Origin of the sequence: Rhizobium leguminosarum (assembly GCF_010668065.1) — a bacterium.
Lineage (GTDB): Bacteria > Pseudomonadota > Alphaproteobacteria > Rhizobiales > Rhizobiaceae > Rhizobium > Rhizobium leguminosarum_S.
Genome location: NZ_WUEN01000015.1, coordinates 96,061 through 116,094, shown reverse-complemented (window position 1 = coordinate 116,094; position 20,034 = coordinate 96,061). Strand labels below are relative to the sequence as shown.

The following is a 20,034-nucleotide window of genomic DNA, read 5'->3' as shown; positions in this document are numbered from 1 at the left end:
ACCGTTATTCGCTCGTCACACCGTGGAACGGACGCACCTCACGGCCGGGCATGAAGACGCCGAGGCGTTTGATTTCCCATTCGAGCTTGATGCCGTCTTTTTCGAAGACCTCGCGGCGCACCTGTTCGCCAAGATATTCGAGATCGTAGCCGGTTGCCTGCCCCATGTTGATCATGAAGTTGCAGTGAAGCGACGACATCTGTGCTCCGCCGATGACGAGACCGCGGCAGCCTGCCTCGTCGACCAGTTTCCAGGCCGAATGACCAGCCGGGTTCTTGAAGGTCGAGCCGCCGGTCTTTTCGCGCACCGGCTGCACCGTCTCGCGATGATTGCGCACGGCGTCCATCTCGGCGCGAATCTGGGCGCGCTCCTCCGGATAGCCCTCGAACAGCACCGAGGTGAAGATCAGATCTGTGGATGCGGTCGAATGCCGGTAGGAATAGCCCATCTCGGCATTGGAAAGCACATGCTTGTCGCCCTTGCGGTCGACCGCATGGACCTCGATCAGCCGCTCACGCGTCTCCACACCGTTGGCGCCGGCATTCATGCGCGCCGCGCCGCCGATGCCGCCCGGAATGCCGTAGAAGAAATGGAAGCCGCCGATGCCGTTGTCCATCGCCATCGCCGCCACATGTTTATCAGGGCAGATGGCGCCGGCCAGGATGCGGTTTTCGCCGGCAAGCTCGACGAAACCGAACCCCTTGGCCGACAGGCGCAACACAACGCCGGGAATGCCGCCGTCGCGTACCAGGATGTTGGAGCCGACGCCGACCACCGTCAGCGGCACCTCTTCCGGCAATATCTTCAGGAAGGCGATGAGATCGTCGACGTCATGCGGCTGGAACATCAGCTCGGCCAGGCCGCCGGCCCTGAACCAGGTGACACGGTCCATCGGGGCATCCGGCGTGATACGGCCGCGGATATCCTTTACACCGTCTCCGAGAGACGCGAGAAGCTTTTCCCCATTCACCTGTTTCATACGGACTTTCCCGATAGGCCTTCCAGTTGTTTGGGCAGCGCCGCCGCCCAGGATGTGATGCTCCCAGCCCCCAACAGAACCACGAAATCGCCAGGCATTGCAACCTCCGCGACCATCTGCGGCAGAAGCTCCGCCGAGCTTAGAAAGCGGGCGTCACGATGGCCACCGGATTTTATGCGCGAGACCAGCGACACGGAATCGATACCCTCGATCGGATCCTCGCCCGCCGCATAGACGGGTGCCAGGAAAATGCTGTCGGCATCGTTGAAGCAGGCGGCGAATTCCTCGAACAGGCTCGCAAGACGGCTATAGCGGTGCGGCTGGTGGACGGCGATGACACGGCCCTTGCAGGACTCTCGGGCGGCGCGCAGCACCGCCTTGATCTCGACCGGATGATGGCCGTAATCGTCAAAGATCTGCACCCCATTCCACTCGCCGGTCAGCGTGAAGCGGCGCTTGACGCCGCCGAAGGAGGCGAGCCCCTTGGCGATATCGGCGCTCGATATGCCGAGCCGGTTGGCAACGGCAATCGCCGCCGTCGCGTTGGAGATATTATGCCGTCCGGGCATCGGCATGACCAGCCCCTTGAGTTCGATCACCTGGCCGGTGCGGCGGCGGCGGATTTCGACGTCGAAGATCGAGCGCGTGCCGTCGATGCGCACATTCTTGAAGCGCACGTCGGCCTGCGGGTTCTCGCCATAGGTGATGATCTTGCGGTCCTCGATGCGGCCGACCAGCGACTGCACCTCGGGATGGTCGAGACACATGACGCCGAAGCCGTAGAATGGCACGTTCTCGACGAACTGCCGAAAGGCGGCGCGCACGGCGTCGAAATTGCCGTAATGGTCGAGATGTTCCGGGTCGATATTGGTGATGACCGCGACATCGGCCGGAAGCTTCAGGAAGGTGCCGTCCGATTCGTCGGCCTCGACCACCATCCACTCGCCCTCGCCCATGCGGGCATTGGTGCCGTAGGCATTGATGATACCACCATTGATGACGGTCGGGTCGAGCCCACCGGCTTCGAGCAATGTGGCGACCAGCGAGGTGGTCGTCGTCTTGCCATGCGTGCCGCCGATGGCGATCGCATTGCGGAAGCGCATCAGCTCGGCCAGCATCTCGGCGCGGCGCACCACCGGCAGCAGCTTTTCGCGCGCGGCGATGAGCTCCGGATTGCTCTTCTTGATCGCCGTCGAGACGACGACGACTTCGGCCTCACCCAGGTTTTCGGCCCGGTGGCCGACGAAGACCTCGATGCCCTTGTCGCGCAGGCGCTGGACATTTGCACTGTCGGCCTGGTCCGATCCCTGCACCTTGTGGCCGAGATTGTGCAGCACCTCGGCAATGCCGCTCATGCCGATGCCGCCGATGCCGATGAAATGGACGAGACCGATCGTCTTCGGCAGTTTCATGCGCGTGTCCTCTTGAATTCCGCAATTGTCCGTTTGGCGGCAATAGCCTCAACCATGTCGGCAAGCAAGTTCGCTGCATCGGGTTTCCCGGCGAGTTTCGCCGCTGCCGCCATGTGCGAAAGCTTTTCTGGATCGTTCATCACAGCCGTCAGGATCGCCGCGATCTTCTCCGGTGAAAGCTCCGACTGGGCGATCACCTTCGCCCCGCCGGTCGCAGCAAGTGCCGCCGCATTCGCCGCCTGGTCGTGATCGAGAGCGTGCGGGTAAGGCACGAGCACGGCAGGCCGGCCGATGACGGAGATTTCCGAAACCGTCGAGGCGCCCGAACGGCAGACGACGAGATGCGCCCTCGCCAGCCTCTCGGCCATGTCGGTGAAGAAGGGTGCGATATCGGCTCCCATCTCCAGCCTCGCGACGCAGCCGCTGACCATCTCCATATCCTCGGGACGCACCTGCTGGGTGATGCGCAGGCGCACGCGAAGCGCGTCGTCGAGCAGGCTGATCGCCGTCGGCAGCGCCTTGGAGAAATATTGCGCGCCCTGGCTGCCGCCGAAGACGACGAGGTTGAAGGCCTCGCCCGGATGCGACGGCGTGTAAGGCACCTCGGCTGCGGCGATGATTGCCGGACGGACGGGATTTCCCGTCGTCACCGTCTTGTCCGGAAAGGCAGCGCCTCCCTCCGGCAGGAAACCGCCGGCGATGGCCTGCACGCGAGTCGCCAAGGCCTTGTTGGCGCGCCCCATCACCGCATTCTGCTCGTGGATCATCGCGGGCACGCCGAGCCGGGTGGCGGCAAGCAGCGGCGGCACGGTGGGATAACCGCCGAAACCGACGACGACGACCGGCTGCAGCCGCTGGATCAGCTTCTTCGCCGCCCGCATCCCGCTCCAGAGCGTCCATAGCGAGCGGGCGACGGCAACCGGGTTCTTCGAACCGATCGTCGCCGACGGCACGACATGGATTTCCTCGGCCGGAAACTTGCCGGCATAGCGCTCGGCCCGGCTGTCCGTGACGAGATGCACCGAATAGCCGCGCTCCTTCAGCTTGAAGGCCAGTGCCTCCGCCGGGAACACATGGCCGCCGGTTCCCCCGGCGGCAAGCAGCACGATGCCTTTGCTCATGGTCTTCTACTCCGCCGGCATGCCGTGCGGGACGCGGAAGAGGCTCCGGTCCTGCGCGCGTTTTTCCGGTCGATGGCGCGTCAGCGCCAGAATGAAGCCGGCGGTGACGCAGATCGCCACCATAGACGAGCCGCCATAAGAAATCAGCGGCAGCGTCATGCCCTTTGCCGGCAGCAGTTCGAGATTGACGCCGATATTGATGATCGACTGGATGCCCATCTGCAGCACAAGGCCGGCGACGGCGAAGCGGTTGAAATCGTTTCGCTCGCGATAGGCATGCGAGAGGCCGCGCAGCACCAGCACGGTAAACAGCGCGACGAGCGCCATGCAGAAGACGATGCCGAACTCCTCGGCCGCGACCGAGAAGATGAAGTCGGTATGCGCATCCGGGATGATGCGCTTGACGATGCCTTCGCCCGGTCCCTGGCCGAACCAACTGCCGCGGATGATCGCCTCGCGCGCGGTATCGATCTGGAACGTATCACCCTCGCCGGTCATGAACTTGTCTATTCGGCCGGCGACGTGCGGGAAGACGTAGTAGGCGCTGAGCAGGCCGCCGGCGCCGCCGATGCCGAGCAGCATGATCCAGATCCATGGCATGCCGGCCATGAAGAACATCCCGCCCCAGACGGCCGTGGTCAGGATGGTCTGGCCGAGGTCCGGCTGCGCGACGAGAAGGGCCGCGACGATGCCGAACAGGATGATGGCAAAGAGATTGCCGGGGATCTCCGGCTGGCGCGCATGTTCGGCAAACAGCCAGGCACAGACCACCACGAAGGCAGGCTTCATGAATTCCGACGGCTGGATGGAAAGGCCGGCGATCCAGATCCAGCGCCGGCCACCCTTGACCTCCTGCCCGACGAACAACACCAGCACCATCATGGCGACCGAGATGATCAGGATCAGGATCGCGGTTCGCCGCACCTGGCGTGGCGTCAGGAACGACAGCCCGAGCATGACGCCGATCGAAGGAATCATGAAGGCCGCATGGCGTTTGACGAAGTGGAAGGGCTCGAGCCCAATGCGCTCGGCGACCGCAGGAGATGCCGCAAACGACAGCATGAAGCCGATGCCCATCAGGAAGATGAACATTGCCAGGAAGAAGCGGTCGATGGTCCAGAACCAATCGGCCAGAGGCCCACGTTCCGCGCGGCTTACCATGTCATTTCTCTCCTGTTGCCGGACCGATCAGCATTGCAATCCCGTCAAGCGCCGCCACGTGGCCGACGAAGGCTTCGCCCCTGACTTCGAAATTCTTATACTGGTCGAAGCTTGCGCAAGCCGGGGATAACATCACGGCCGAAGCAGCGCTCTCGTCGCGTTCGGCATCGGCGGCCGCATGCGCGACGGCGCGCTCCAGCGTGCCCGAGATCTCGTAAGGCACGGCCTCGCCGAGCGTCGCGGCGAATTCCGCCGCCGCCTCGCCGATCAGATAGGCCTTGGCGATGCGCGGAAAATAGAGAGCAAGCGTCGTGATCCCGCCAGCCTTCGGCAAGCCTCCGGCGATCCAATAGATGCGATCATAGCTCGAAAGAGCCGGCGCTGCGGCGTCGGCATTGGTCGCCTTGGAATCGTTGACGAAAACGACGCGGCCACGCTGCCCGACCGGCTGCATGCGGTGCTTGAGGCCGGGGAACGATGCAAGGCCGGCGCGGATGGCGTCGGCGGAAACCCCGACCGCGAGGCAGGCGGCGACGGCTGCGGCGGCATTCTGCGCATTATGACTGCCGCGCAGCGTCTGGATGCCGTCGAGATCGGCGAAGGGCAGCATGGCGCCGCCGGCAGCCTGGATGAGTTTGGTGCCCTCGGCATAGATGCCGTCGGCCAGCACGTTGCGGCGCGAAATACGGACCACCTTGACGCCTGCCCGCTCGACACGGTCGGCAATCAGCGCCGAATGGCTGTCGTCGACGCCGACGATCGCGACATCGCTACCTGCGACCAGCCTTTCCTTGATATCGGCATAATGCTGCATGGTGCCGTGACGGTCGAGATGATCGGGCGTCAGGTTGAGCAGGATGCCGGCCGAAGGGTTCAGTGTCGGCGCCAGATCGATCTGGTAGGAGGAGCATTCGACGACGTAATAACGCTCGGCCTTCGGCGGATCGAGCGTCAGCACCGCCGTGCCGATATTGCCGCCGAGCTGCGTGTCGTAGCCGGCCGATTTCAGGATATGGGCGATCAGCGCCGTCGTGGTCGACTTGCCGTTGGTGCCGGTTATGGCGATGAAAGGGCAATCCGGCGCATGGGCGCGGCGCTCGCGCACGAAGAGTTCGACGTCACCGACGATATCGACGCCGGCCGCCCGCGCAAGATCGACGGTCCAATGCGGCTTCGGATGGGTGAGCGGCACGCCGGGCGACAGCACGAACAGCGCCTGCTGGCTCCAGTCGATGTTGTGCAGGTCTTCCGTCCTGATGCCTTCGGCAGCGGCCTTGGCGACACTGTCGGGATTGTCGTCCCAGGCGGTCACATCGGCACCGCCTGATACCAGCGCCCGGGCGGTGGCAAAGCCGGAGCCGCCAAGCCCGAAGAGCGCGACCTTCCTGTCCTTGAGCGTCGTGACCGGGATCATCGCTGCTTCACCGGAGCTTCAGTGTCGAAAGGCCGAGCATCGCAAGGCCGACGGCGACGATCCAGAAGCGGATCACCACCTGGCTCTCGGTCCAGCCCTTCTTCTCGAAGTGATGATGGATCGGCGCCATCAGGAAGACGCGCCGGCCGGTCATCTTGAAGAAACCGACCTGGATGATGACCGACAGCGTCTCGATGACGAAGAGGCCGCCGATGATTGCCATGACGATCTCGTGCTTGGTGGCGACGGCGACGGTGCCGATCGTGCCGCCAAGTGCCAGCGACCCCGTGTCGCCCATGAAGATGGCGGCCGGCGGCGCGTTGAACCAGAGAAAGCCGAGGCCGGCGCCAATGACGGCGCCAAGCACGACGGCAAGTTCGCCGGTGCCGGGCACGAAATTGATCTGCAGGTAATTCGCAAACACCACATTGCCGGCGAGATAGGCGATGACGCCGAAGGAGGCGGCGGCGATCATCACAGGCACGATGGCAAGCCCATCGAGACCGTCAGTCAGGTTGACGGCATTGCCGGCGCCGACGATGACGAAGCCGCCGAAGACGACGAACATGATGCCGATATTGATCATGAAGTCCTTGAAGAAGGGAAAGGCGATCGAGGAGCCGAAGGTCGAGCCGGCAATCCCCGAGGCAAGGGCGGTGCGCATCATGAAATAGACGGCGATGCCGGCGATGACGAATTCGATGCCGAGACGCGCCTTGCCGGAAAAGCCCATGTGGCTCTGCTTCGTTACCTTGAGATAATCGTCGTAGAAGCCGATCGCACCGAAGCCCAGCGTCACCAGCAGCGTGGCGACCACATAGACGTTGGAAAGATCGGCCCAGAGCAGCGACGCGCCGACGATGCCGGCGAGGATCATCAGCCCGCCCATGGTCGGCGTGCCGGCCTTCTTGAAATGCGTCTGCGGCCCGTCGGCGCGGATCGGCTGGCCCTTGCCCTGCCGGATGCGCAGCGAATTGATGATCGTCGGCCCGAACAGGAAGACGATCAGTGCTGAGGTGAAGAGAGCAGCCCCCGTGCGGAAGGTAATATATCTGAACAGGTTCAGAAATTTGAAATATTCCGACAGTTCGACAAGCCAGATCAGCATTCAGGGCCCCTTGTTTACCCGATCAAAATTCGCGTTGCGTGTCGGCAAATGGCGGGAACTTGTCAAGGAGCGCGGCGACGATCTTGCCGAAACCGATGCCCAGAGACGATTTCACCATCAACACGTCGCCTGGCGCGACCGAGTTCAATACATAATCCGTCAATTCGTCCGTGTTCTCGCGATATTCGACATGGACGCTTTCCGGCAACGATTCCTTGAGCACAGCCATCTCCGCTCCTGCGAGCCAGACATGCTCGATGCCGGCAGCAAGCAACGGCACGGTAAGGTCGGTATGGACCTTTTGCGCATACTCGCCCATCTCAAGCATGTCGCCGAGCACGGCGATACGGCGTCCGCGGCCGGTCGGCTCGGAGGCCGCCAGCAGCGCGATCGCCGCGCGCATCGAAGCCGGATTGGCATTGTAGCTCTCGTCGATCAGCGTGAAGCTGCCGCCGCCGATGACAAGCCGGTGGCGCTTGCCCCTGCCCTTTTCCGGCTTCAGCGTCGCAAGCGCTTCGATCGCCTTCTGCATATCGGCGCCGACGATCCTGACGACGCCGAGCGCTGCGAGCGCATTCTCGGCGATATGGCGGCCCGGCGCGCCGAGCGCGACCTCCAGCGTCTCGCCGCCGATCGTCAGCCACAGCGTCGAATTCTCGTCGGAACCATTGAATTCTGCGAGCCGGAATTCGGCCTTGGCATGCTGGCCGAAAGAATGGATATGCTCGATGCCGTGCGACTGCGCCGTGCGGTCGAGGAAATTGAACTGGTCGTTGTCGCGGTTGAGCACGACATGGCCGCCGGGTTCGAGCCCCTCGAAGATCTCGGCCTTGGCGGCGGCGATTTCCTTGATATTCTTGAAATTGCCGAGGTGCGCCGGTGCGATCGTCGTGATGATGGCGACATCGGGACGGATCATCGCCACCAGCGGCCGAATCTCGCCGGGATGGTTCATCCCGACTTCGAAGACGCCGTAATCCGTATCCTCAGGCATGCGCGCCAGCGTCAGCGGCACGCCCCAATGATTGTTGAAGGAGGCGACGGAGGCGTGCACCTTGCCGGAGGGCAATAGCACGTGCCGCAGCATTTCCTTTGTGGTCGTCTTTCCCACAGATCCCGTCACCGCGATGATCCGAGCCCGCGAGCGCTCGCGCGAGGCAAGGCCGAGCCGGCCAAGCGCCGCGAGCACGTCTTCCACGACGATCATCGGCACCGTCAGGCGGCCCATGGCGGGAAGCCTCGCCTCGCTGACGACGAGAAGGGAAGCGCCGTTCGCCATCGCCATCGAGGCGTAGTCGTGACCGTCGACGCGGTCGCCCTTGATCGCGAAGAAGGCTGCGCCTGGAGTAATCGAGCGGCTGTCGATGGAAATGCCGGTGATGCCCTCGGGCAGCGTGCCGAAAGGGCGCCCCGCCATCGCTGCGATCATGTCTTCCGTCGTCCAGAGCCAGCTCAAGATTTCAACTCCTCCAAGGCCTTGCGCACCTCCGCATGATCGGAGAACGGCAGGGTGACGCCGCCGATCGTCTGCCCTTCCTCATGCCCCTTGCCGGCGACGATCAGCGTATCGCCGGATCTCAGCATGCCGACCGCCTCGCGGATCGCCGTGGCGCGATCGGCGATTTCCGCGGCGCAAGGCGCGGCCGTCATGATCTCCGCGCGGATGGAGGCCGGCTCCTCAGAACGCGGATTATCGTCGGTGACGATGACAACGTCGGCAAGACGGCAGGCGATTTCGCCCATGATCGGCCGTTTGCCGCGGTCACGGTCGCCGCCGCAGCCGAAAACGACAATGACACGGCCGGTGGTGAAGGGTCTGACAGAGCCCAGCACGTTTTCCAGTGCATCGGGCTTGTGGGCGTAATCGACATAGGCGAGCGCGCCGTCTTTCGTATGGCCGACGAGTTCGAGACGGCCGGACGCGCCGACGAGCTTCTCGAGCGCGGCCATCGCAACCTTCGCCTCAACGCCGGTCGACATGGCAAGCCCTGCTGCCACCAGCGCGTTGGCCACCTGAAAATCGCCGGCCAGCGGAATGTCCACCTCGAAGATCTCGCCGCCGATATGGATCTCGGCCATCTGCTTGTGGCGGAAGTGCTCGACGCGCTTCAACGAGAGATAATCGCCCTTTCGCCCGACGGTACGAATGTCGTGACCGGCATCGGTCGCGGCCTTGATCGCCTGCGCCGACCACGGATCGTCGGCAAAGATCACCGCCGGCGATCCCTTCGGCAACAGCGTATCGAAAAGCCGCATTTTGGCGGCCATGTAGGCCTCGACAGTCGGATGATAATCCATGTGGTCGCGGCCGAGATTGGTGAAGGCGGCGGCGGCAAGCCTGACGCCATCAAGCCGGCACTGGTCGAGACCGTGGCTGGAGGCCTCCATCGCGGCATGCGTCACGCCCTCTCCGGCGAGTTCGGCCAGCAGCTCATGAAGAGACACCGGATCGGGCGTCGTCAGCGAGCCATATTCGTTGCGCGTCGGCGAGACGACGCCCGTCGTGCCGATCATCGCGGCCGCGTGGCCCGCATGCGCCCAGATCTGCCGGGTGAAAGAAGCGACGGAAGTTTTGCCGGCCGTGCCGGTGACGGCGACCATGGTGTCGGGCTGCCTGCCGTGGAAACGTGCGGCGGCGATGGAGAGGAAACGGCGCGGCTCCTTGACCGCAAACACGGGGATCGAAGCATCGACGGCTTGGGCGGCGATGGCGACGGCAGCGCCGCGGCCGGCGGCATCCACGATGAAGCCTGCGCCGTCCGCCTTGGTGCCGGCGACCGCGACGAAGGCATTGCCCGGCGCCACCTTGCGGCTGTCCGAAGACAGGCCTGAAATATCAAGCAGTCCTGCCGGGCCTTCGAGCTGTGCTTCAAGTTCCGGAAACTGATCTCCGGCCAAGTCTCGCAATTTCATCGAATGCACTTTTCTCTCTTGAAGCCGGTTCACCCCTCGCGAATCGGCGTCGATATTCATTCACACTCAATAAGACACCAGCAAGGCCGATCCGCCCTCCCCGAATTTCGGCTCGATGCCGAGAATGGGGGCCGCACGCCTGATGATCTCGCGGGCGATCGGGCCGGCGGTACCGGCGGAGAGCGTGCCGCCATAGGCCTTCTCGCCGGTCTTCGGCTCGTCGCAGAAGGTGATCACGGCATATCTGGGATCGTTGATCGGGAATGCGGCGATGAAGGAATTGAAATTCAGCGTCGCCGAATAACGCCCGTTCACCACCTTGTCCGCCGTACCGGTCTTGCTGCCGACGGCAAAACCCGGCACGCGGGCGACCCGCCCCGACCCCTTGTAGCCGTTGAAATCGAGGAGATAGCGCACTTCGTCGCTAGTCGACTTCTTAAGGACTTGCTTGGCGATCTGATCGGCCTGTTCGCGCGTGCGCGGCAAGAATGTCGGCTCGATCAGCTTGCCGCCGTTGACGAGAGCGGCAGCCGCCACCCCTGTCTGCAGCGCCGTCGTCGAGACGCCATGGCCGAAGGAAATCGTGATCGAATTGATCTTCTTCCAGACGCGCGGCTGGCTCGGCATCTTCACTTCGGGCAGCTCGGTCTGCATCTTCGTCAAGAGGCCTAACTTGGTGAGATAGTCCTTCTGAGCGTCGATGCCGACGATGTCGATGACACGCGCCGTACCGATATTCGAAGAATACTGGAAAATCTCAGGAACGGTCAGCCAGCGGCGCTGCCCGTGAAAATCGTGGATGGTAAAGCCGCCGATATAGATCGATTTGCTGGCATCGAAACTGTCGGTCATCTTCACCTTGCCGCTATCGAGCGCCATGGCCAGCGAAAAGGTCTTGAAGGTAGAACCCATTTCGAAGGTGCCGTTGGTCATCCGGTTGAGCCAACCCTCCTTGGCGCCTTCCTGCGGATCGTTCGGATCGAAATCCGGCGCCGATGCCATCGCCAGCACTTCCCCGGTATGCACGTCGATGACCGCGGCACCGGCACCCTTGGCCTGGAAATTGCTGACGGCGTTGACGACCGCGTCCCGAACGATGTTCTGCACGCGCAGGTCGATCGAAAGGCGCACCGGCTCGAGCGGCTGGTCGCTGGTCATGCCGACGGAGGCGAGATCGGCAAGCCCCTGGTCGTCGATAAATTTCTCCATGCCGGCGACACCGCGGTTGTCGATGTTGACGTAACCGAGGATGTGCGCGGCAGTCGCCCCGCCCGGATAGAAGCGGCGCTTCTCCGGCCGGAAGCCGATACCGGGAATGCCGAGCGCGAGGATCTGGCTCTGCTGCTTCGGCGTCAGTTGCCGGCGCAGCCAGGCGAAATGCGAGGTCTTGACCGAGAGCTTCTTATAAGTGTCTCTGACGTCGAGCTCGGGCAGCACCGTTGCAAGCTTCTCGACCGCCTCGTCGGCATCGACGATCTTGTTCGGCTCGGCAAACAGCGAGACGGTGCGGATGTCGGTCGCCAGCACCTCGCCGTTGCGGTCGAGAATGTCGGGGCGCGAGGCCATCAGCCGGTCGGGCGGCAGGATGCTGGAGACGACCTCCTGATCCTTCATCGCATATTCGACGAGACGGCCGCCGATGACGGCGTAGACGCCCAGGAAGCCAAGGATCAGCAGGCCGACGCGGCTTTTTGCCTGCCCGGATTTCTTCTTGCGCGATCCCTCGATCGCCAGGCCGGCGGGGGAAGGACCGCCGAACCGGTTATAGACGCCGGCGGAGAAATGCGCCTGGCTCTTCAAAACCATGATGCGGGAAAGAAACGACATTATTCCTCCACCGATCCGGTTTCGATCTGGTCTGCATCCTCTGCCTCGCCGCGTGGCGCAGGCACCGGAATGGGCTGCGCCTTGGCGCTGGCTTGCGCGCCCTTGGTGTCTGGTGCGCCTTTGGCGCTGGCCACGGTCGCGCTCTTGGCGCTGGCCTCGGTCGCGCTCTTGGCGCTGGCCTTTGCCTCCGTCACGTCAGGCACGGGAACCTCGGATTTCAGCATCGGCAATTCCTTGGCATGCACGAGCGCCGTCGATTCCGTCGGCTGCAGCTTCAATTCTTCATTATAGGCCTTGACCAGCCGCTCCAGCCGGTTCGGCTGCGATTGCAGCGCCCAGTCGGCCTTGAGAAGGTCGATCGTGTCCTTCTCGAGCTTGATCTCTGCCTCGAGGCGATGAACCTCCTCGACCTTCAATTCGGCGCGGTGCTTGATCGTGTAGGTCACGGCGGCGGTGGCCGTCATGACGCCGATGAGCACGAGATCGAACGTTTTCAGCATATCAACCTCCAAGCTTTCCGAGACTGGCAAGATTGGGAAACCCGAAGAGCGACATATCCGCGGCTTCGGCGCCGGCGTCCGTCCTCAGACCGGCGCGCAGCTTGGCGGAGCGGGCGCGCGGATTGATCTCCGCCTCCGCCTCGCTTGCCGAAACCATCGGCTTGCCGATCGCCGCAAAGGTTGCCGCCCGCTCATGCGCGACCGGCAGATGCCGCGAACCCGACGCCTTGCCGGCGCGATCGGAGAAGAATTTCTTGACGATACGGTCTTCGAGCGAATGAAAGGTGACGACGACGAGCCGCCCGCCGGGTTTCAGCGACGCCTCCGCCGCAAACAGCGCCTGCGCCAGTTCGCCGAGCTCGTCGTTGACGAAGATGCGCAATGCCTGGAAGACGCGCGTTGCCGGATGGATCTTGTCCTTCATCTTGCGCGGCGTGACGAGCTCGATGAGACCGGCGAGATCGCGTGTCGTTTCAAATGGCTTTTCGGCGCGGCGCTTCTCGATCGCATGGGCGATGCGCGGCGCCTGGCTTTCCTCGCCGAGAAAATGGAAGATGCGGATGAGATCGGCGACCTTGGCGCGGTTGACGACATCGGCGGCCGAAACGCCTTCGGCCGACATGCGCATGTCGAGCGGCCCGTTTTTCTGGAAGGAGAAGCCGCGCTCGGCCTCGTCGATCTGCATGGAGGAGACGCCGATATCGAGCACGACGCCGTCGAGCCCGCCTTGCGGCGCATGATCGGCGAGATGCGAGAATTGCGAATGAACGAGCCTGAGACGACCGCCATGGGCGGCGACCATCGCTTGACCAGCCGCAATCGCCGTCGGATCGCGGTCGAGCGCAATCACCTCGGCGCCGGCAGCAAGGATGGCTGAACTGTAACCGCCCGCACCGAACGTACCGTCGAGGATGAGTTTACCGGGTGCGGGCGCCAATGCCGCAAGGACTTCAGCGAGAAGAACAGGAATGTGACGAACCGGTCCGCCACCGGCATCAGTTGAACCTCCGCCAGGATTCGCCACCATTCCGTTCCCTCGTTCTTTCAGGAACGCTTGCCCGCCAGCTTGCGCTCCCCTCGTGCCTGCGCCTGTGCGGCCACAAAAGCCTGCGGCTGCCAGAGCTGAAAATGATCCGCCCGACCGACGAAGGTCACTTCGTCCGAGATGCCGGTGAAGCCACGAATGAAATCCGTGACCATCAGCCGCCCCTCGGCGTCGAGCTTCATGAAGACCCCGCCTCCATGAATAAGAAGCGACATCTCGTTCGCATCCGGCGAAAACGGATCCTCCGCAGCAATCTGCCGCTCGAATCTTTCGAGAAGATCCGGACCGCCGATGCTGATCGCCGGAAACACAAAGTCCTGGAAGCAGTAGAGCTCCTGGACATTGCGCTGCGCCAGCACGGAACGGAAAGCCGAAGGCACGGAAACCCTGCCCTTGGCGTCGATCCTGTTGGTCGCGTTCGAAAGGAAGCGGCTCATGACACGAAACATCCGTTCCCGCAGGGATCCGGACGACCAAAAGACGCCCGAAACTCCCAATATCAGGCACAGCTTCGCAAGCCGGATGAGCGAAAACCCCTCCGACGCTTCCGGAGAGGAAGACGCCTTTGCTTTGCGATGAATGGGCAGGTGATTGCCCTGGTGCAGTGCGCATTTGGGATAGCATGGGACCATATGGGCGTCAATGGGATACGCCCACTTTGCAATGGACGCATGATCAAAAATTTATAAGCCGTTAAGTTTAACAAAGGGTTAGCGGCGTCATCTTACAAATGACACGCATTGGTATCACTACAGGAAAAATACATCCGATGAATGCATAAACATCTGCTTGGAAACAGCCGGTTTCAGCGACTTACGCTGAAAGTCCGGCTGCCGCGCCGTTAAGATGATAATCGCCAGTTGGCCTGTAAGCCGGGTTCTGTATGGCTCCGGCGTAAACCGGAACGTGGCAGCCATTCCTCTGGGACAGCGTTCGCACGCTGCCTCACGCAACCCACCCGGATGACTGGCCTGGAAACCAGCCGGAAGGCCTTTCGGCCTACCGCGTCATCCCTATTCGGTCTTGCTCCCGGTGGGGTTTACCGTGCCATTTCCGTTGCCGGAGATGCGGTGGGCTCTTACCCCACCCTTTCACCCTTACCTGTCATGACAGGCGGTTTGCTTTCTGTGGCACTTTCCCTGAGGTCGCCCTCGCCGGACGTTATCCGGCACCGTGTTTCCGTGGAGCCCGGACTTTCCTCACCCTACCGCCTTTCGGCATTGGTAAAGCGCGGCTGCCCAGCCAACTGGCAGGGCTCCCATAAACGAGAGAGATCGCAATTGCTATCGAAATAAATGATATCGCTCAGAGCAATTCCAGCAAAACTGCGCAACGGTTTTGCGTCCGGAATTGCGTAAGAACAAAAACAGGGCGCACTTCCGTGATTCGGAGAAAAACGGAAATGCTTAGCGAAATTGCGGTGTGAAATCCGTCGAGTAGCCCTGTTCGCTGATTCCGCCTGACAAAAGCAGCTCGGCCCCAAGCCGGCCGATTTCGTCCGAACTCTTGGCCGAGGTGCCGGCGCAGCCCGTCAGCACCGCGATCTCGGGCGATGAGCTATAGCCGATCATCGGATAGCCGCTTTCCGTATGCGACACGACGCAGGCGGCCGTCGAAATCGAAAGCGGCACCATATCGGGCACAAGACCTGCAACGATGCGTTTGAGATGCGCGCGCACCGTATCGCGCCCCTCGGTCTTGAACCAGGCGCGCATTTCGGTGTCGTTGCTGAGCGCCAGATCGTCAGGATCGCCGCCGATCTTCAGGTAGAATTTGCCGTCGGGATACCGGATCGGCGGCAGCAGGTAGATATCGATGCCGGGCGCCCGGAGAATGAGCGACGGCATCGCGGCCAGGCGCGCCGCATCGGCCTCGCTTACCTCGAAAAGCGTCACGGTCCGGGCATAAACCGTCATGGCAACGGGCCGCGGCAACAGATTCTCCGCAATGGAAAATCCGCCTGCTGCCAGCAGCACCTTTTCAGCACGATGGGTCAGGCCACCTGATGTCTCGACCACAGCCGACCCACCTTCGCTGCGGATCGAAACGACGTGACCGCGGATGACCGTGGCGCCTGCCTTTTCCGCCAGCAGCGATTGGGCTTTCACAAGCTTGCGCGGGCTGATGTGGCCGGCGCCCCTCGCCTCGAAGACGCCCATGCCCCCATCGGGAAAGGCGAAGAAGGGAAAGGCAGCCTTCAGCCCCTGCTCGTCGAGCAGGCTGGTCTCGACGGCGAGCGAAACGGCGGCCTGTCGGGTTTTCTCGAGATAATCGCCCCCGGTCGGCGCGACGACAACGCAGCCGACCTCGCGATAGAAATCGACGCCGCTGTCGCGAGCGATCTCGCCATAGCGGTCGATCGAGCGGTTGGCGAGCAGCGCCCAATTGCGGTCGGGATCGATGGTGCGAGTGATGCGCCCCTCGTCATAATGGCTGGCGAAGACGCCCTGATGCGTCTTGCGGTCATCAGGCTCGTCGGGGCCAATCACCGCGACATCGTCCGCTTGGCGCGCCAGATGCCGCGCCGCCGCTGCCCCCATCAGCCCGCGGCCGACGACGATATATTTGAAATCGACTGCCATGCTGTCTCCTCTCAACAGCGCCACGCGTCTTTTCAGACGCGCAAAGGACGCAGTAACACTTTGAATTGCTAAATTCGACTTAGGGAATCATGCAGCAGCGAAAACCGGCGTCAGTACACCGCCGAAATCCGCTTCGCCAAGCTGCCCTTCCGCCAGAAGCACCGCCCCTAAGCGGCCGAGTTCGTCGGAAGATTTGGCCGCAACGAAATTGCCGCCGGTCAGCACCGCGATGCGCGGCGACTGCGTAAATCCGGCATAGGGATAACCGGTCGGCGTGAAATTCGCCATGCAGGGCGCCGAGGTCACCGGACAGCCGGCAAGCCCCGGCATCAGCTGCAGGGCGACACTCGAGAGATGATCGCGCTCGGCGGCACTGCCGTCGGAACGGAACCACGCCCCGGCATCCTCCAGCCTGTCGAAGGACAGCGCCTCGGTGTCGCCACCGAGTTTCAGATAGGTCTTGCCGTCGGGATAACGCACCGGCGGCAGGATATAGATATGATCCTCCTCTCGGTCACCGAGCACGATCGTCGAGGGCATATCGCCGAAGATCGCCATCTCGCGTTCGCCGATCTCATAGAAGGCGACCGTTCGCGCCATGACCCTGATATCGACGGGACACGGCAGCAGGGCATGGAAATTACTGAAACCGCCAGCGGCGACCAGCACGCGCTCGGCGCTGTAGCTTCTGCCGCCAGCCATCACCTCGACATGGGAGCCCGCATCGCGCACCGATGTCGCGGTCGCCTCGACCAGCGAGACGCCGCCCTGTTCGGCAAGCTTGGCCTGCGCGCGCACCAGCGCCCGCGGGTTGATGTGGCCGGCGCGCTTGCGCTCGAAATACCCTGTAAAATCAGCGGCGACGGCAAGATAGGGAAAGCGTCCGCCGAGTTCCGACGGTGCGATGGTCTCTATATCGCCGCCGAGCGTCCGGCTGACGGTCAGCGCCCTTTCGATATAATCCTGCTCGCTCTTCGGCGTTGGGCCGGCAAAGAGGCAGCCGACCTCCGAATAGAAGGAGATGCCGCTCTTTGCCTCGATCTCACGGTAGCGGTCGAGCGCGCGGGCGGCGAAGGTTCCCCAGGCAAGATTGCCGTCGAAGGTGCGGGTGATGCGCGCTTCGTCGTAATGGCTGGCGAAGACGCCGTGATGGGCCTTGCGCTCCTCCGGCTCACGCGAGCCGATCAGTGCGATGCCGTCGGCCATCGAGGAGAGATGCCGTGCGGCAGCGGCACCCATCATGCCGCGTCCGATGATGATGAACCTGAAATCGACTGCCATATCCCACCTCGCTAAATTCCAGCGATACCATGGCAATCGTCTTGAATCATCCAGCTCTTGTCAGGGATAAGCGCTTCAGCGCTCAGAGCATTGCCAGAACCTTGCCGCAATAGGACTTGGACACCGGGTTCATGCGCGTGGCGCCATGGCCGGCATTGTATTTAAGGATGGTGTTGCAGGTCTGGCCACCACCGAGATCATGGGCGGCAGCCAGATATTTCATGCCGTACTTGATGTTGGTTTCCGGATCGAACAGGCCCTTGGCGCTGCCGGAATAGCCCATCATGCGGGCAGTTGCAGGCTTTATCTGCATCAGGCCGATTTCACCGTGGCTGCCGCGCGCATTCGGATTGAAATTGCTTTCGATGCGGATGACCGCGGTCGCAAGCGCAACCGGTACATCATATTGGTTCGCATATTTGCTGATCAGTGCGGAATAGGAATTACCGGAAACATCGGCGACGGGATAACCGCTCTGGCGCTCGACCGTCTTCAGCGGGCTTTCCGCCGTCTTGAGCGGACGCTTCACCGGCTTGACCGAACGCTCCGCTTTCTTCAACGGACGCTCCGTCTTCTTCGAAGGACGCTCGACTTTCTTCACCGGCGCATCGGCTCGCACGCCCCAATCATTCGCAAAGGCAAAGCTATTTCCCGCCAGCACCATGCCAACGCATGTTGCAGCAACAACAATCAGTTTTCTCATGTAGTCTTGAACACTCCGACCCAAAGAATTTCCGGACGGCGCGCCTCGCTGTCATAATGAATACCAGATCGATGGCCGATCCTGATTCACGGTAATTCTTATCATTTCACATAACGCCCGTGGTTTAACTCGAAAACAACTCCGAGTACCGCTTGGCGGACGTTCTTAGACCATCGCAATGAGGAGATAATAGGGAAATGATGTGGCAGGCCGAATTTCGCGCTGCAGTGCGAAATTCGGCGTTTCTGTAATTGTCGAGGAATCAGGAATAACGCGGCAATGCCGACAGCAGCCGGTGCAACGTGTCGATCGTCGAGAAATCGGCGATGCCATCTATCCGTTCGGGCCGAAAATGGCGCTGGAAAGCTTCGACGTCACCCGCCGTTTTTTCCGAGAATTCACCTGTGATTTCAGTGCCGTAACCATAAAGCGACAGCATCGACTGCAGCGCTTCCACAGGTTGGCCGGTATCGCCGCGCTGGAAGAAGCGCCCGCCGGTGATCGTTGCCGGCTCGACCCAGTGCCCGATGCCCGCTTGGTGGAGCGCGGCCCAGGGGAATTTTTCGCCCGGATCGACCTTGCGGATTGGAGCGACATCGGAATGCCCGAGGACCCGTTCAGGCGTGATCGACCAACGTTTGACACAGTCGCGACACAATTCGATCACCGCAGCGATCTGCTCTTTCGGATAATCAGGAAGCCCGCCGGGATGGCCGGCATTGGCGATCTCGACGCCGATCGACAGCGAATTGATATCGGTCTCGCCGTGCCAGCTGCTTTTTCCCGCATGCCAGGCACGCCGCATTTCCGGCACGAGCTGCACGACCTCGCCGTTCTCATGCACGAAATAGTGGCTGGAGACCTGGCTCTCGGCGCGACAGAGCCAGTCGAGCGCACCATCTGCCGTCGGCATGCCGGTATAGTGCAGCAGGATCATATCCGGACGGCGCCCGTCCGCCCGTTCGCCATGGTTCGGCGAAGGCTGTACGCGGGCGCTTCTGCAGTCGGCCTCGAAAGAGGTCATGCGGCGCGGCGTTCCTTCTCGATCGCCTCATAGGCCGCGTTCAGCGCCGCCATGCGCTCATTGGCGATCACATGGAATTCCTTCGGCACGCCGCGCGAGATCAGCCGGTCGGGATGATGTTCGCTGACAAGTCCGTGGTAGCGGCGGCGGATAGTCGGGAAATCATCCGAAGGCGAGACGCCGAGCACCTTGTAGGGATCGCCGCCGGACGAGACGTGGCGGGCCGCGATCTGCTCGAAGCGGGTCTCGCTCATCTGGAAGATCTCGCCGATATGGCCCAGGAAATTCAGTTCCTTCTCGTGGATCAGCCCGTCGGCCTTGGCGATGTGGAAGAGGCCGTCGAGCACGTCTTCCAGCACCGGGCAATTGGCCGCACACGTAACACAGAGCGTCGAGAGCCGTTCGGCATAGGCTTCGTAGCCGGCGACGTCCTGACGCGCGAGGTTGTAAAGCCTGGCGACATTCTTCGCCTGATCCTGCGGAAACTCGAAGATTTCGCGAAAGGCTTCGACCTCCTTCTCGCTGACGATGCCGTCGGCCTTGGCCATCTTGGCCGACAGCGCGATGATCGCCACCGAGAAAGCTACCTTACGCCGGGTCTCGGGATCGCCTTCAAAAACCGTGCGGATAGCCTCGACCACCGCAGACAGCGCATTGCCTGCGGTATTGCCAATGGCATTCAACAGTTTTTCCCAGAAGGACATCGAAAATCTCACACACTTGTCAACTTATAGAGAAACAGCTTGACCAAAGAATCGTAGCCTTTGCAAGGCGACTATTCGTCGTAGGGCCGAACACAGTTTTCACGATTTGGTAATTGTCGCACAGCAGCAAACGATTCATCACGCTCGCTTTCATCTCGCGTGAGGGCATGGACGGCGGTCGCCGGCATTGCCCGGGCACGTGGATTCCGGATCGCGCGGCGGAAATTTCCACGGACAGCTCCCGACAAGCAGACCGGGTT

17 protein-coding genes and 1 other RNA gene are annotated in these 20,034 nt (G+C 62.2%); all 18 read right to left on the bottom strand.

What is annotated here, in order from left to right:
• Positions 1-4: 4 nt before the first annotated feature.
• The 18 genes from murB to GR198_RS29975 all read right to left on the bottom strand — a co-directional run bounded on the left by murB (position 5) and on the right by GR198_RS29975 (position 19,774).
• Positions 5-979: a UDP-N-acetylmuramate dehydrogenase gene (gene murB / locus GR198_RS30060; protein WP_029873420.1), complete on the bottom strand. Its 975-nt coding sequence runs from the start codon at positions 977-979 to the stop codon at positions 5-7.
• Positions 976-2,391 carry a UDP-N-acetylmuramate--L-alanine ligase gene (gene murC / locus GR198_RS30055; protein WP_029873419.1) on the bottom strand — a complete coding sequence of 472 codons (1,416 nt, stop codon included), beginning with the start codon at positions 2,389-2,391 and terminating at the stop codon, positions 976-978. The genes murB and murC overlap by 4 nt, the downstream gene beginning before the upstream one ends.
• Positions 2,388-3,512 carry an undecaprenyldiphospho-muramoylpentapeptide beta-N-acetylglucosaminyltransferase gene (murG, locus tag GR198_RS30050; RefSeq protein WP_029873418.1) on the bottom strand — a complete coding sequence of 375 codons (1,125 nt, stop codon included), beginning with the start codon at positions 3,510-3,512 and terminating at the stop codon, positions 2,388-2,390. Before murG ends, murC begins: the two co-directional genes overlap by 4 nt.
• A gap of 6 nt (positions 3,513-3,518) precedes the next feature.
• Positions 3,519-4,673, bottom strand: coding sequence for a putative lipid II flippase FtsW (gene ftsW, locus GR198_RS30045; protein WP_017988955.1), 1,155 nt, complete (start codon positions 4,671-4,673; stop codon positions 3,519-3,521).
• Position 4,674: 1 nt separating this feature from the next.
• Positions 4,675-6,087, bottom strand: a complete 1,413-nt coding sequence (gene murD, locus GR198_RS30040) for a UDP-N-acetylmuramoyl-L-alanine--D-glutamate ligase (RefSeq protein ID WP_029873417.1) — start codon at positions 6,085-6,087, stop codon at positions 4,675-4,677.
• A gap of 7 nt (positions 6,088-6,094) precedes the next feature.
• A complete protein-coding gene (gene mraY, locus GR198_RS30035; RefSeq protein WP_003541415.1) occupies positions 6,095-7,195 on the bottom strand; it encodes a phospho-N-acetylmuramoyl-pentapeptide-transferase in 1,101 nt (366 codons plus the stop codon).
• A 22-nt stretch (positions 7,196-7,217) separates the two neighbouring features.
• On the bottom strand, positions 7,218-8,651 hold the full coding sequence (locus GR198_RS30030; protein WP_029873416.1) for a UDP-N-acetylmuramoylalanyl-D-glutamyl-2,6-diaminopimelate--D-alanyl-D-alanine ligase: 1,434 nt from the start codon (positions 8,649-8,651) through the stop codon (positions 7,218-7,220).
• Positions 8,648-10,168, bottom strand: a complete 1,521-nt coding sequence (locus GR198_RS30025; RefSeq protein ID WP_029873415.1) for a UDP-N-acetylmuramoyl-L-alanyl-D-glutamate--2,6-diaminopimelate ligase — start codon at positions 10,166-10,168, stop codon at positions 8,648-8,650. Before GR198_RS30025 ends, GR198_RS30030 begins: the two co-directional genes overlap by 4 nt.
• 6 nt (positions 10,169-10,174) lie before the next feature.
• Positions 10,175-11,935, bottom strand: a complete 1,761-nt coding sequence (locus tag GR198_RS30020; RefSeq protein ID WP_029873414.1) for a peptidoglycan D,D-transpeptidase FtsI family protein — start codon at positions 11,933-11,935, stop codon at positions 10,175-10,177.
• Positions 11,935-12,435, bottom strand: coding sequence for a cell division protein FtsL (ftsL, locus tag GR198_RS30015; RefSeq protein ID WP_029873413.1), 501 nt, complete (start codon positions 12,433-12,435; stop codon positions 11,935-11,937). Before ftsL ends, GR198_RS30020 begins: the two co-directional genes overlap by 1 nt.
• Before the next feature lies 1 nt (position 12,436).
• Positions 12,437-13,462 (bottom strand): 16S rRNA (cytosine(1402)-N(4))-methyltransferase RsmH, encoded by a 1,026-nt coding sequence (rsmH, locus tag GR198_RS30010; protein ID WP_164070113.1) that lies wholly within the window; start codon positions 13,460-13,462, stop codon positions 12,437-12,439.
• Positions 13,463-13,479: 17 nt separating this feature from the next.
• Positions 13,480-13,917 carry a division/cell wall cluster transcriptional repressor MraZ gene (gene mraZ / locus GR198_RS30005; RefSeq protein WP_025395324.1) on the bottom strand — a complete coding sequence of 146 codons (438 nt, stop codon included), beginning with the start codon at positions 13,915-13,917 and terminating at the stop codon, positions 13,480-13,482.
• Positions 13,918-14,332: 415 nt separating this feature from the next.
• Positions 14,333-14,730: RNase P RNA component class A (gene rnpB, locus GR198_RS30000), an RNA gene on the bottom strand.
• Between the two features lie 156 nt (positions 14,731-14,886).
• Positions 14,887-16,062, bottom strand: coding sequence for an NAD(P)/FAD-dependent oxidoreductase (locus tag GR198_RS29995; protein ID WP_029873411.1), 1,176 nt, complete (start codon positions 16,060-16,062; stop codon positions 14,887-14,889).
• 87 nt (positions 16,063-16,149) lie between these two features.
• Positions 16,150-17,343, bottom strand: a complete 1,194-nt coding sequence (locus tag GR198_RS29990) for an NAD(P)/FAD-dependent oxidoreductase (RefSeq protein ID WP_029873410.1) — start codon at positions 17,341-17,343, stop codon at positions 16,150-16,152.
• 82 nt (positions 17,344-17,425) lie between these two features.
• Positions 17,426-18,046 (bottom strand): lytic transglycosylase domain-containing protein, encoded by a 621-nt coding sequence (locus GR198_RS29985; protein ID WP_029873409.1) that lies wholly within the window; start codon positions 18,044-18,046, stop codon positions 17,426-17,428.
• A gap of 262 nt (positions 18,047-18,308) precedes the next feature.
• Positions 18,309-19,070 carry an N-acetylmuramoyl-L-alanine amidase gene (locus tag GR198_RS29980; protein WP_029873408.1) on the bottom strand — a complete coding sequence of 254 codons (762 nt, stop codon included), beginning with the start codon at positions 19,068-19,070 and terminating at the stop codon, positions 18,309-18,311.
• Positions 19,067-19,774, bottom strand: a complete 708-nt coding sequence (locus GR198_RS29975) for a J domain-containing protein (protein ID WP_003541438.1) — start codon at positions 19,772-19,774, stop codon at positions 19,067-19,069. The genes GR198_RS29980 and GR198_RS29975 overlap by 4 nt, the downstream gene beginning before the upstream one ends.
• Between the last annotated feature and the right edge of the window lie 260 nt (positions 19,775-20,034).